The sequence below is a fragment of the Moritella yayanosii genome (assembly GCF_900465055.1).
Taxonomy (GTDB): Bacteria; Pseudomonadota; Gammaproteobacteria; order Enterobacterales; family Moritellaceae; genus Moritella; species Moritella yayanosii.
In genome coordinates, this window is the sequence record NZ_LS483250.1 from 3,219,086 (window position 1) to 3,231,907 (window position 12,822).

Annotated in this window: 17 protein-coding genes; 9 read left to right on the top strand and 8 right to left on the bottom strand. The window is 42.0% G+C overall.

The window, feature by feature from the left end:
- Nucleotides 1–76: 76 nt before the first annotated feature.
- Nucleotides 77–940, bottom strand: coding sequence for a YicC/YloC family endoribonuclease (locus MORIYA_RS14910; protein ID WP_112716368.1), 864 nt, complete (start codon nt 938–940; stop codon nt 77–79).
- A 121-nt stretch (nt 941–1,061) separates the two neighbouring features.
- On the opposite strand from MORIYA_RS14910, the gene rph reads away from it, so the two are divergent.
- Both rph and pyrE read left to right on the top strand, forming a co-directional pair.
- On the top strand, nt 1,062–1,793 hold the full coding sequence (gene rph / locus MORIYA_RS14915; protein ID WP_112716370.1) for a ribonuclease PH: 732 nt from the start codon (nt 1,062–1,064) through the stop codon (nt 1,791–1,793).
- A gap of 48 nt (nt 1,794–1,841) precedes the next feature.
- On the top strand, nt 1,842–2,483 hold the full coding sequence (gene pyrE, locus MORIYA_RS14920; RefSeq protein ID WP_112716372.1) for an orotate phosphoribosyltransferase: 642 nt from the start codon (nt 1,842–1,844) through the stop codon (nt 2,481–2,483).
- A gap of 148 nt (nt 2,484–2,631) precedes the next feature.
- Here pyrE and slmA read toward each other — a convergent pair whose 3' ends face one another.
- From slmA to coaBC, 3 genes are all read right to left on the bottom strand, one after another.
- On the bottom strand, nt 2,632–3,225 hold the full coding sequence (gene slmA, locus MORIYA_RS14925; protein WP_112716374.1) for a nucleoid occlusion factor SlmA: 594 nt from the start codon (nt 3,223–3,225) through the stop codon (nt 2,632–2,634).
- A 28-nt stretch (nt 3,226–3,253) separates the two neighbouring features.
- Entirely contained in the window at nt 3,254–3,709 is a 456-nt protein-coding gene (gene dut / locus MORIYA_RS14930) for a dUTP diphosphatase (RefSeq protein WP_112716376.1), read from the bottom strand.
- An 87-nt stretch (nt 3,710–3,796) separates the two neighbouring features.
- Nucleotides 3,797–5,020, bottom strand: coding sequence for a bifunctional phosphopantothenoylcysteine decarboxylase/phosphopantothenate--cysteine ligase CoaBC (coaBC, locus tag MORIYA_RS14935; protein WP_112716378.1), 1,224 nt, complete (start codon nt 5,018–5,020; stop codon nt 3,797–3,799).
- Nucleotides 5,021–5,234: 214 nt separating this feature from the next.
- Between coaBC and radC the strand changes: the two genes are divergently transcribed.
- The 5 genes from radC to mutM all read left to right on the top strand — a co-directional run bounded on the left by radC (nt 5,235) and on the right by mutM (nt 7,962).
- Nucleotides 5,235–5,909: a RadC family protein gene (gene radC / locus MORIYA_RS14940; RefSeq protein WP_112716380.1), complete on the top strand. Its 675-nt coding sequence runs from the start codon at nt 5,235–5,237 to the stop codon at nt 5,907–5,909.
- Between the two features lie 151 nt (nt 5,910–6,060).
- Entirely contained in the window at nt 6,061–6,297 is a 237-nt protein-coding gene (gene rpmB, locus MORIYA_RS14945; RefSeq protein WP_112716382.1) for a 50S ribosomal protein L28, read from the top strand.
- An 11-nt stretch (nt 6,298–6,308) separates the two neighbouring features.
- Complete coding sequence (gene rpmG / locus MORIYA_RS14950; protein WP_112716014.1) at nt 6,309–6,464, top strand: 50S ribosomal protein L33; 156 nt, start codon at nt 6,309–6,311, stop codon at nt 6,462–6,464.
- 147 nt (nt 6,465–6,611) lie between these two features.
- Complete coding sequence (locus tag MORIYA_RS14955; protein WP_112716384.1) at nt 6,612–7,076, top strand: hypothetical protein; 465 nt, start codon at nt 6,612–6,614, stop codon at nt 7,074–7,076.
- Nucleotides 7,077–7,149: 73 nt separating this feature from the next.
- Nucleotides 7,150–7,962 (top strand): bifunctional DNA-formamidopyrimidine glycosylase/DNA-(apurinic or apyrimidinic site) lyase, encoded by an 813-nt coding sequence (gene mutM, locus MORIYA_RS14960; RefSeq protein WP_112716386.1) that lies wholly within the window; start codon nt 7,150–7,152, stop codon nt 7,960–7,962.
- Between the two features lie 12 nt (nt 7,963–7,974).
- On the opposite strand, the gene coaD is transcribed toward mutM, so the two are convergent.
- Nucleotides 7,975–8,469, bottom strand: a complete 495-nt coding sequence (coaD, locus tag MORIYA_RS14965) for a pantetheine-phosphate adenylyltransferase (protein WP_112716388.1) — start codon at nt 8,467–8,469, stop codon at nt 7,975–7,977.
- Nucleotides 8,470–8,539: 70 nt separating this feature from the next.
- Entirely contained in the window at nt 8,540–9,547 is a 1,008-nt protein-coding gene (locus MORIYA_RS14970) for a glycosyltransferase family 9 protein (protein WP_174216976.1), read from the bottom strand.
- Nucleotides 9,548–9,635: 88 nt separating this feature from the next.
- Between MORIYA_RS14970 and MORIYA_RS14975 the strand changes: the two genes are divergently transcribed.
- Together MORIYA_RS14975 and MORIYA_RS14980 are read left to right on the top strand one after the other, a co-directional pair.
- Nucleotides 9,636–10,343 carry a 3-deoxy-D-manno-octulosonic acid kinase gene (locus tag MORIYA_RS14975; RefSeq protein ID WP_112716390.1) on the top strand — a complete coding sequence of 236 codons (708 nt, stop codon included), beginning with the start codon at nt 9,636–9,638 and terminating at the stop codon, nt 10,341–10,343.
- A gap of 94 nt (nt 10,344–10,437) precedes the next feature.
- On the top strand, nt 10,438–11,112 hold the full coding sequence (locus MORIYA_RS14980; protein WP_112716392.1) for a TetR/AcrR family transcriptional regulator: 675 nt from the start codon (nt 10,438–10,440) through the stop codon (nt 11,110–11,112).
- A gap of 83 nt (nt 11,113–11,195) precedes the next feature.
- Here MORIYA_RS14980 and waaA read toward each other — a convergent pair whose 3' ends face one another.
- The gene (gene waaA, locus MORIYA_RS14985) at nt 11,196–12,503 is read right to left on the bottom strand and encodes a lipid IV(A) 3-deoxy-D-manno-octulosonic acid transferase (protein ID WP_112716394.1); all 1,308 of its coding nucleotides are present in this window, start codon (nt 12,501–12,503) and stop codon (nt 11,196–11,198) included.
- Between the two features lie 25 nt (nt 12,504–12,528).
- Entirely contained in the window at nt 12,529–12,804 is a 276-nt protein-coding gene (locus tag MORIYA_RS14990) for a nucleotidyl transferase family protein (protein WP_112716396.1), read from the bottom strand.
- Nucleotides 12,805–12,822 lie beyond the last annotated feature (18 nt).

The window sequence follows — 12,822 nt, forward strand, 5'->3', positions numbered from 1 at the left end:
ACATGCGAAAACAAGAAAGCCCCGTAATTACGGGGCTTTGCAGTGTGCTTTGTACTATTTAAAACGAATCAAAACATCATTCTATATTTTGTAACTGCTCACGCATTTGCTCAATCAAAACTTTAAGCTCTACCGCTGACTTAGTAATATCTGTACTAATCGATTTTGAACCTAAGGTATTTGATTCACGATTGAATTCTTGCATCATAAAATCAAGACGACGGCCACAAGCGCCACCTTTCTTCAAAATACTGTACGTTTCTGTTACGTGGGCATTTAAGCGATCGATTTCTTCGGCCACATCTAACTTCTGTGCCATTAAAATAAGCTCTTGTTCAACGCGGGTTTCATCTAATTCGATTTTCGCATCGGCAAATTTCTTTTGAATGCGCTCACGTTGCCATTCGATGATCTCTGGCATTTTACTGTGCACAAACGCGGCTTGTTCAGTGATGCCGGCTAAACGTTGTTCTAGCATCGCTTGCAGTTTTTCACCTTCTGACGCGCGCGACTCTAAAAATTCTGTCAGGGTTTCGTTGAAAAAGCGTAATAGGTCGGTTGATAACTCACCCATGTCTTTTTCTTCGGCTTCCATTACGCCAGGCCAGCGTAGAATATCTACCGGGTTTAGTTTGGCTTTACCGGCTTTTTTCGATACCCAATTTGCGCTTTCAATTAATTTTTCGGCTAATGCTTCATTGAGTTGTAATGCACCGCTGTTTGCTGAGCTGGCTTCAAAACGCAGGTTACATTCAACTTTGCCGCGTTGTAATTGTTTACGGAACCGCTCACGTAGTACCGCTTCTAAACCACGAAATTGCTCTGGTAATCGGATGTACGTTTCGAGGTAGCGTTGGTTAACCGAACGGATCTCCCATACCGCTGTACCCCAATCGCCTTTAAACTCTTTACGGGCATATGCCGTCATACTATGAATCATGTTAAATCCGTTAATTAAGTAAATTAAGCTAATTATACCTGTAGGTTATTACAACTTGCTATAGCGATAGTTTAGCTTAGCTCATATAATATTGGTCAATCATCCTTGAAGAGTCAAAATAATGCGTCCGAGTCAAAGAACATTAGGTCAAGTTCGACCTGTAACAATTACCCGTAACTTCACCGCGCATGCAGAAGGTTCTGTCTTAGTTGAATTCGGTGGTACGAAAGTATTGTGTACTGCGACTGTTGAAAAGGGTGTACCACGTTTCTTAAAAGGTAAAGGCCAAGGTTGGGTGACCGCTGAATACGGCATGTTACCGCGCTCTACGCACAAACGTATGCAGCGTGAAGCCGCCCGTGGCCAACAAACTGGACGTACGATGGAAATTCAACGCCTGATCGCGCGTTCATTACGTGCTTGTATCGATCTGGAGTCATTAGGTGAGCACACCATTATCATCGATTGTGATGTTATTCAAGCTGACGGTGGCACGCGTACGGCGGCTATTACAGGCGCTTGTGTGGCATTGGCTGACGCGGTTGAATTTCTGATCCGTAAAGGTAAATTAACTGTCAGCCCAATTAAATTTATGATCGCAGCTGTGTCTGTGGGTATCTATAAAGGTGAAGCGGTTTGCGATTTAGATTACGCAGAAGATTCAGATGCTGAAACAGACATGAATGTAGTGATGACTGAAACCGGTAAATTTATCGAAATTCAAGGTACTGCGGAAGGCGTGCCGTTTAGCCACGAAGAAATGTTAGACATGCTGGCGTTAGCGAAAGAGGGTATCGAGATGATCATTATCGAACAAAAGAAAGCACTCGGTGATAGTTTGATTAAAGCGTAAAGCTTGTTAGAATAGCGTTTAGCTAACTAATCATAATAGGGGAAAACGATGAAAGATTACCAACGCGAATTTATTGAGTTTGCTTTAGAAAAAGAAGTGCTTAAGTTTGGTGAATTCACTCTAAAGTCTGGTCGTACTAGCCCTTATTTCTTCAATGCCGGTTTGTTTAACACGGGTCGTGACTTATCTCGTCTTGGTCGTTTCTATGCGGCAGCTTTAGTTGATTCTGGTATCGAATACGATGTGATATTTGGTCCTGCCTACAAAGGTATCCCAATTGCGACAACAACTGTTGTGGCGCTGAACGATCATCATGATATTGATGCACCTTACTGCTTTAACCGTAAAGAGAAAAAAGACCACGGTGAAGGTGGGTCATTAGTCGGCGCTGCGCTTGAAGGTCGTATTATGCTGGTTGATGATGTGATCACTGCAGGTACCGCAATCCGTGAATCAATGGACATCATTCAAGCCCATAACGCGGAACTGTCGGGTGTGTTAATTGCGCTAGACCGCCAAGAAAAAGGCAAAGGCGAGTTATCTGCAATCCAAGAAATCGAACGTGATTATGGTTGTAAGGTATTATCAATTGTGACGTTAGCTGATCTTGTTTCTTTCTTAGCGGATAAGCCTGAAATGCAACAGCATCTTGAGACTGTAAAAACATACCGTGAAAACTACGGTATCTAATCAGCATCTTTAACCGCAAGGTTAGACGTTGTTGGTTAGGCATGAGCGGTGATGAATATATAGCGGCTATAAAAAATAAAGGCTACCTCGGTAGCCTTTGTTTTTTTTACACTTCGCAATTGGTATTACACATTGAACGTTGTAATGATTAACTTTGTAATAGCTGCTTGCGTAAGAAGTCCCACTGCTGATCAAAGTCTGTGGTTGGTTTTAACGCAAAGCGGGTGCGTACAAATTGGTTAATACGCCCTTCTGCATACGCCAGTAATAAGTTTGCCAACATACTTTCATCTAAATTAAAGCCAGTGCCGTCACGCATTTTCTTTTCACGTAGCACTTGTTTTAAATGGGTTTCAATCTTTGCGTACAGTGTGCTGATCTGCTGGCTAAGCCGCTCGTGCTCACCTTGCAGTGCATCGCCAGTCATAATGCGGGTGATGCCGGGGTTACGCTCGGTAAAGACCAACAGCAGATGCAGGATGTGATGACAACGCGTAATGGTATCTTTCTCTTCATTTAATATTTGATTAATACCGGCTAATATTGAATCTTCGATAAAGGTAATTAAACCTTCAAACATACGCGCTTTACTTGGGAAGTGACGATAGAGGGCTGCCTCTGACACGCCGACTTCTTTCGCCAGTTTTGCGGTCGTGATACGCTGACCTGGATGGGTCTCCAGCATATGTGCTAACGCTTGTAAAATCTGTTCTCGACGATTCTTTTTAGTGCTTGTTGACATCTTTTTCATCCTAGAATGGTGTTAACCGTTATTGCTTACCCGAATGGCCAAAGCCACCTTCGCCGCGTTCACTACTATCAAACTCTTCAACTATGATGAGCTCTGCTTGGATCACTGGCACTATCATCATTTGAGCAATACGATCGCCCGGTTGAATAATGAAGCTATCTTGACCGCGATTCCAACATGAGATCATTAACTCACCTTGATAATCGGAATCAATCAAACCCACTAAGTTACCCAATACAATACCGTGTTTATGGCCTAAGCCTGAACGCGGTAAAATGGTTGCTGCCATGCTTGGGTCGGCTATATGAATGGCAATACCCGTTGGGATCAAATGTGTTTCGCCTGGGTTAACCGTTAATGGTTGTGCAAGGCAAGCACGCAGATCTAAACCCGCCGAACCCGGTGTTGCATAACTTGGTAATGGAAATTCGGTACCCACGCGTGGATTTAATATTTTAACTTGTATTTTTTTCATTGTTTGCTTCACTGAATATATCAATTGATGGCTCGACAGTGCCTTGCGTTAGCGCAACACACGGTAAACTTTTGAATATAAAATTAATTATGGCGAGGTATTCGCATTGAACTGCGTGGCAATTAACTGTAATAACTGTGCGGCTACATCTTGTTTGCTGGCTAATGCAATTTGCGTCATACCTTGGGGCCAGAATACGGTTAATGCGTTGTCTTCGGCATTGAACCCTTGGCCCGATTGTGACACGTCATTAGCAGCGATCATAGCAAGATTTTTACGTTGCATTTTGTCGCGTGCATAATGTTCAACATCTTGTGTTTCTGCAGCAAAACCGACAGTAAAAGGAGCATTTTCGAGCGCGGCGACCTTGGCCACGATATCGGGATTTTTGATCATACGTACGATCATTTCGTCGTTATTGGTCTTTTTGATTTTTTGTTCGGCAATTGTTGCTGGGCGGTAATCTGCGACCGCTGCGCAAGCAATGAAAATGTCTTGCTGATTAATATCAGCCATGACCGCATCGTGCATATCCAGCGCACTGATCACTTTAACCAGATTACATTTGGCAGGTGCGGCTAGTGCCACTGGACCGCTTACGACGGTCACATTGGCGCCGAGTGAACGCGCGGCTTGGGCAAGGGCATAACCCATCTTACCGGAGCTGTGATTACTGATGTAACGCACCGGATCAATCGCCTCGCGAGTTGGTCCGGCGGTGATCATGATATTTTTACCCGCTAATAATTGCGGTTGTGCTTGGTCGATAAAGTAATCAACAACCGCGGTCACTAATTCATCTGGATTAACCATTCTTCCGGGTCCTACATCACCACAAGCTTGCGCGCCTGAAGCAGGGCCCCAAAGTGTGACTTGGCGTTGCTTGAGTGTGGCTAAATTCGCTTGGGTTGCTGGCGCTTGATACATCACTTGATTCATCGCGGGTGCAATGGCAATCGGTGCTGGCGTCGCTAAGCATAACGTGGAGAGTAAATCATCGGCAATACCGGCGGTCAACTTGGCGATAAAGTTAGCAGTGGCGGGCGCGATCAGCACTAAATCTGCCCATTTAGCTAATTCAATGTGGCCCATACCTGCTTCGGCTGCGGGGTCGAGTAAATTATGTGAAACGGGAAATCCAGAGACTGCTTGCAGGGTAAGCGGGGTAATAAACTCTTGCGCCGATTGAGTCATTACAACGCGGACTTGTGCGCCGCGTTCCGTTAATCGACGGGTTAATTCCGCACATTTATAAGCGGCTATGCCACCTGTAATACCGAGCAAAATGCGTTTATTGGCAATAGCAGTCATGGTGTATTCCACGTTGAAATCTGAAAGGATATTCTAATAACGTAATAACAATACCATAATTAAATTCGCAGATGCTAAGGTTTGTTATTAATTTTATATGCCGCATTATTAAATGCATAAATTTGAACTGTTTCACTGTTTTATCATTAGCCGCTCCTTTTATTCACCTAATGACTAAGCTAACTGGATGTTATGTTAAATGGTGAGTGGAAAGATGAAATTAAAAGCATTACCTAAGGATGAAATGCCTCGCGAAAAATTGGTTAAATTAGGCGCAACTTCATTATCGGATGCAGAATTGTTGGCGATATTCTTACGCACTGGCATCAAAGGCACCAATGTCGTTGCGCTGGCGAGTAATATATTAGCTGATTTTGGCACCTTGCGGGCGTTACTGGCGGCGAGTGAACATGAGTTCTGCCAAACTAAGGGGCTGGGGGTGGCTAAATATGTGCAATTACAAGCCGTGGTGGAAATGTCACGCCGCTTTTTAGCCGAAAAATTGGAGCGGAGTAACGTGTTAACCAGCCCTCAAGAAAGTCGCGATTACATCCGCGCTAAATTGCGCGATCAACCTAATGAAGTATTCGCGGTATTATTTTTAGACAATAAGCACCGAGTTATTCGCTTTGAGGAGTTGTTTTATGGCACAATAGACAGCGCTAGTGTTTATCCGAGAGTGGTGGTTAAAAAAGCGTTAGAAAGAAACGCTGCGGCCGTAATTTTTGCCCATAATCATCCCTCTGGTATTGCTGAACCCAGCCATGCCGATCGTATGATCACAGATAAACTTATCTCAGCCTTACAATTGATTGATGTTAAAGTTCTCGATCATTTTGTTATAGGAGACAGTGAGATAGCAAGCTTTGCAGAGCGGGGGTGGATGTGAAATTGTGATTTTCACTCATCGTTGAAATATAAAAAGCTTGCTCTATGTTTCTATTTGCTGTATAAAATGCGGCCTTTAGCACGCGTCTTGGGCGACGGCCAACAAGACGCTGTATATTTGCTCGAGCAAGAAAATATTTGGAGAAGACGACATGTCTAAAATATGCCAAGTTACTGGTAAAAAACCAGCTGTTGGTAATAACGTTTCTCACGCAAAAAACCGCACACGTCGCCGTTTTTTGCCAAACCTACATACACATCGTTTTTGGGTTGAGAGCGAAAACCGCTTTGTAAAATTACGCCTTACTTGTAAAGGTATGCGTATTATTGATAAAAAGGGTATCGATTCAGTTCTTGCTGAAATGCGTGCCCGTGGTGAGAAGGTTTAAGGAGCTCTATTATGCGCGATAAAATTCGTTTGAATTCATCTGCTGGTACTGGTCACTTCTATACCACTACTAAGAATAAAAGAAACATGCCTGAGAAAATGGAGATCAAAAAGTTTGATCCCGTAGTTCGCAAGCACGTTATGTACAAAGAAGGTAAAATCAAGTAATCTTTGGTTTTATGTACAGATATTTAAAACTCAGCTTTTGCTGAGTTTTTTTTTGCCTAAAATTCTATCTTGTTAAACTTGCTCTGGTCGGCGTTTTCACGTAATTTGCATATACTTATTGATAAATCAGCAAGAAAGGGTTGGCGCGTGCAATTATCACGACGAGGTTGGAATAACGTATTAATATTTACAATACTGGCGATGATGCTGATATTTCAATATTCAGGAAAAACAATAGGCGGTGGTAATACAACTCGTTATTATCAAACTGCGCTACCCCTGAATGCGATCGTATTGTCGATGCAGTTTGATAATATTCAAATTCAACGTGTTGGTAGTCAGTTGGCGACTAAACCAGAACTGGGCTTGTCACAGCCGCAATTGCGGCAAATCATTAAAGCGTGGGAAACGGCCACGTTTAAACCAGTGGCTGAGGATGTTGTCATCGCGAATCTCGCTTATGGTATTAACATTTCCTTCGAATTGGCGAACTTAGCCGAGCCTGTTACGCTGATCTTATATCAAATTAATAGCGGTTATTTGTTACAAAATTGGCAGAGTCAGTTGTTGCTCATCGATGAGTCTGAATTACAAGTGTTATTACCTCGTTAATCGTTTTATATTGTTGTCGATGCTTTAATCGATCTCATTAGTTGAGTTAGATTGTTACCTATTGGATGTCACCATGCCTGAATTACCGGAAGTGGAAGTAAGCCGTCAAGGCATTGCTCCTTATCTTGAAAACGCCCAGATCACGCAGATAATCGTGCGTAATGGGCAATTACGTTGGCCAGTGCCGATGGCGTTGCAAGATGCAGTGGGTTGTACTGTGATAAGTGTGCGTCGCCGGGCTAAATATTTATTATTAGAGACGGAAAAAGGCACCATCATCATTCACTTGGGCATGTCAGGTAGTCTAAGAGTGCTTGATTCAAGCGTCGCAGTCGAAAAGCATGATCATGTAGATATCGTGTTGAATTCAGGTAAATGTCTTCGCCTGAACGATCCTAGACGTTTTGGTTCGGTGTTGTGGCAAGTTGGTGATGTACTTGAACATAAATTATTAGCCAGTTTAGGACCAGAGCCGTTAACAGATGATTTTACGGCACAACGTTTGTTTGACCGTTCTCGTACACGAAAAATACCGGTTAAGTCATTTCTGATGGATAACCATATTGTTGTGGGGGTTGGTAACATTTATGCTAACGAAGCGTTATTCTCGGCGGGGATCAGTCCGAAACGGGCGGCAGGTAAGGTGTCTTTACAACGTTACAAGGTACTTGTTGAGGAAGTCAAACTGGTATTAGCCAAAGCGATTGCGCAAGGCGGCACCACGTTAAAGGATTTTACCCAGGCCGATGGTAAACCCGGTTATTTTGTGCAGGAATTGCAGGTATACGGCAAAGCCGGCAAACCGTGTCCCAAGTGTGGTGAGGAATTAAAAGCGATGAAGATCGGTCAGCGCAACACGATTTATTGTAATCAATGCCAGCGCTAACCTAAGCTTTACTTAACGGGCTGCATTTTCTGCAATTTTATCTAAAATGGCTTGGCACACAATGGGATCGACAAACTGAGCCACATCACCGTTGTGAATAGCGACTTCTTTCACCAGTGTTGAAGAGATAAATGAATTCTCTTCCGACGGTGTTAGGAATACGCTTTCTAAATCAGGACTTAAGCGACGGTTCATATTCGCCAGTTGGAATTCGTACTCAAAATCAGACACCGCACGTAATCCACGGATCAGTACTGACGCGTTATATTCTTTTGCAAAATCAACTAACAAACCGCTAAACCCGACCACTTCCACATTGGCTAAATGGGTTGTCACGTCTTTGGCTAATTGCACGCGTTCCTCAAGGTCAAAGAAGGGTTTCTTGGTTGAATTAAAGGCCACACCAACAATCACGTGGTCAAATAATTTGGCTGCGCGCGCGATTAAATCGGTATGACCATTGGTGACGGGATCAAATGTACCTGGGTAAATTACTCTTACTGTCATGATAGTTTTACTCTACTTAAATTTAGTTCAGGATAGATGCCCTTAAATAAGGCATCGCGCTATATTACGCTTATATAAAACGTGCTAATTTATTTTTAACCGCTGCGATACTGATGCTTTCCATTAAGTCTGCGCCTTTCGCTCGTTGTCCCCATTCACTGTTGGGTAAATGTTGGTGATAGACTTCGGCGACATCGTTAAGGTTATTGTAAGGGCCTGTACGGCCTGGATTGCTGTGCGCATATAATCCAATTATAGGTGTACCGACTGTGGTACTCATGTGTGCTGGACCGGTATCTGGTGCTAATACCAGGTCGGCATGTTTTAAAATAGCGAGTAATTGTTTTAACGATGTGTCACCAACAAGGTTGTTAATCGGTGCTGTCGCAATTTGAATGATATCTTTAGCAAGTTGTTTTTCGCTGTCAGTTGGGCCGCCACAGATAGATACTTGATAATTATTGTCATGCATATAATTGGCTATTTCAGCATAACCTTTGGTTGACCAATTACGTTCTGCGTTACTTGCTGATGGGCAAATAATAAAATTTTTCTTTTCGTGGCTTAACTGCGAATGCGCCCATAAATTATCTTGGGTTGAAAGCGGGATGTTCCATTGTGGTGGTGCGACTGGGACACCTATTGCTTCGGCAAATGCCATAAAGCCATCGAGTACATGCGGTTGTGATTGGGGTTTTATTTTATGATTGGTAAATAACCACTGGCCTTCTTTGGCTCTGGTTTTATCAAAACCCCAGCGCTGTGTGGCTTTAATGCATAAACTCGCGATGCTGGCTCTGAGTGCGACTTGCATATGCAGTAGTATATCAAACTGACGGTTTTTTAATTTTTTACGCAGATCTGAATAACCCTTTAAACCGGTTTTTTTATCAAAAATAATGAATTCAACATTGTCGATGTCCCCAACTAACATGGCTTCAATTTTTCCGATAACCCAAGTGATCTTTGCGTTAGGGTATTGTCGCTGAATTGCTTGTACAACAGAAACAGCATGGCAAACATCACCAATTGCGGAAAAACGTAAAATACAGATACTCTGTGGAGGGGTCATATTCATCATTTCTAGTCGTTGAATGTAAAAGGCTATTATGCAAATCGTTTGAGGTAATGTAAAATTTATCGGTGAAGTATTTTTTGGAGAGCACATGTTAATACAGACACAAGGCAATCGAGTCTTATTTTTTCAGGACGAATTAAACGCTGAGATCACCCCTGAATATTTTGACGGGGCACATTGGCAACATAACAATGCGATAATTGGATCCGCGTTTGGTCGCGGTATTACCTGGTTTTTTAAAATAAACAATGATGAATTTGTACTACGCCATTATCACCGTGGAGGCCTTATTGCCAAGTTGATTAAAGATGCTTATATTTATACTGGACTTAAAAATACCCGTGCCTATCAAGAGTTTGTTGTTACGCAGCAACTGGTAGATAAACATTTACCCGCGCCAAAACCCATTGCCGGTCAGATCATTAAGCAAGGGCTGTTTTATCAAGCTGATTTGATTACCGAGAAGATCTCTGGAGCCAAAGATTTAGTCGCTGTGTTAAAAGAGCGCGCGTTGAGTGATGTTGAGTATCAGCAGATTGGTATTATGATCAAACGCTTTCATGATGTTGATTTATGGCACGCAGATTTAAATACTCATAATATTATTCTCGATGGGCAAGGTAAGTGGTGGTTGATCGATTTTGATCGCTGCAAGTTTAAACCTGCTGCAGATAGCTGGAAACAAGCCAATCTAGCTCGGCTTAAACGCTCTTTTGTGAAAGAACAAACTAAAGACACTGCGTTTAAATGGCAGGCGTCTGACTGGGGTTTGCTACTCGCAGGTTATCAATGTTGAGCGAATGTTCTAACAATGAGATATTACACTGTGTCATTTCGCACTAAATGTGCGAGTATTAACAGAACTATTATAAATCAAAGCGGTCATTTCCATGAAAACCAAAGATAAGATCATTCATGCGGCACTTGGGTTGTTTAATGAATGTGGAGAGCGTAATGTCACTACCAACCATATTGCCGCGCATTTAGGCATTAGCCCAGGTAATCTTTATTATCATTTTCGTAATAAAGAAGACATTATTGACTCAATTTTTGATCAGTATGTGAATTATTTAGCTGACAATTTTCAACCTCACAGCGAAGGTGACGTGACATTAGAAGTGATGATGCGTTATTTAGATTCAATGTTTGAAACGATGTGGCGTTTTCGATTCTTGTATTACAGTTTACCGAGCTTGTTATCTCGAGACCCGAATTTACATAAGAAGTATTTAAAATTTCAAGAGATTTCTGCGCAGCGTGAAGTTGATCTGCTATTTTCTTTACAGAAAAATAATGTGGTCAATATCCAGATGGAAGATCTGGATGAGTTGGCCAATTCAATTAAGGTTGTACTGGTTTCTTGGGTAAGTTATCGCACCACAATCAGTAAAGATGCAAAAGTATATAAGACTGATATTTATCGCGGTATTCTGAAAACACTCTTTATGATGAAACCCTATTTTACTGAACAAGCCCTTGTTGATTATCAGCATATGCGTGAATATTATTTACGTTTAGCCACGGCTGAAACAGTTGTCCCTGATATTAATGGTGAATTGTTTTAACGCGAGTAGATAGATGTACAATATGGTTTTTCTTTATCGCTAATAATGTGGGTGATTAAGATAAACCATATTGATGATAGCCACTATTTGGTATGGGCTGGCTTGATCGTTTGATCAATGTAATAGGTTAGTGTCTGCATGATCTTGCTTAGTGCGCCTTTGTTCTTCTCCACGACATGCTTTGCTTGTTGCCCCATCGTTTCTGCAATCTCAGGTTGTGACATTAATTCACTTATCTTATTGGTCAATTCAAGCTCATCATTGACGACCGCAACGCCATTACAATCGAGTAATTGCGTCGTTACATCAGCAAAGTTAAAATAACTTGGCCCAGTAATACAGGCTTTTGATAGTGCTGCGGGTTCTAATAAGTTATGTCCACCGACTTTGTCACCAATTAAACTGCCGCCCATAAAGCAGATATCACTGGCAGCGAGTAGGATCGGCATTTCACCCATGCTATCCCCTAAATAAATATCAATATCACTTAGGTCATCAGTTGCCTTACTTTGGCTTCGTCGCTGCGTTTTTGGGAACTTACTTAAGCACAGAGTCGCAACATCATCAAAGCGTTCTGGATGGCGAGGCACTAATATTAAAACAGCATGAGTATGTTGCTGTTTTACTTTTGCAAATGCTGCAAGCACTATCTCATCTTCACCCTTATGTGTACTTGAGGCGATGACGACAGGACGTTGTTTGCCCAATTGTTGGCGCAGTGATAAGCCATTATTGATGATGTTCTCTGAGAATTGAATATCAAATTTAACGGTACCTGTGACAGAAAGTTGAGATTGGCTTAAGCCTAACGTTTTAAAACGACGTTGATCATGTTCATCCTGACATAAAATATGGGTTATTTTTTGTAATGGTGCTGAAAACAATGACTGAAAACGTTGGTATTTTTGTTGCGATTTTTCAGACAAGCGCGCATTCACCACTATGGTCGGAATACCTCGGTCTTTACAAATTGTCAGCATGTTAGGCCATAACTCGGTTTCCATAATTAAACACAATGCTGGATTCATACGCTTGATAAATTGTTTTACTGCACAAGGATAATCAGCGGGGAAGTATCTGTGTTCAATGTTACCAGTTAAGGCCGCAACACGCTCTGCACCAGTACTTGTAGTTGTGGTAATAAGTAATGGTAGCGCTGGATACTGCTGTTGTAAGGCGTTGATAATGGGTGTTGCTGCGATCACTTCCCCGACTGATACCGCGTGGATCCAAATTGGTTGCTGTGCTTGGGCTAATTTAGGCGCGATACCGACAAATTCTTTCCAACGCTCACCAATGGGCGGTTTACCTTTCTTAGTTTTCAATAATAAAGAAAATATCAACGGTGAAGTTGCATAAAGTAGCGTGGTGTAGAGTGTTCGGCTAAGCATTCAATGTCCTTTTGTTGATATAATTCTAGCGTACGGTATGTTTAACAATTTCAATTATCTCAGTTGTGGACACTGATGGCGTTCTAGGTAAGTATTTTACTTGGCAAAACGCTTTCATATCATCAAACCTATCTAACCAATCATCACCCATAATGAGCATATCTGCTTTGTACTTTTGGATATATTCTTTTTTATTTTCGAGTGACTCTTCAAGAAATACATAATCTACACATGATAGCGAGCTAATGATATGCATTCTGTCTTCGTCGTTATAAATCGGATAGCGCTGCTTTTTGCTCATGTTTAAATTATCTGAATA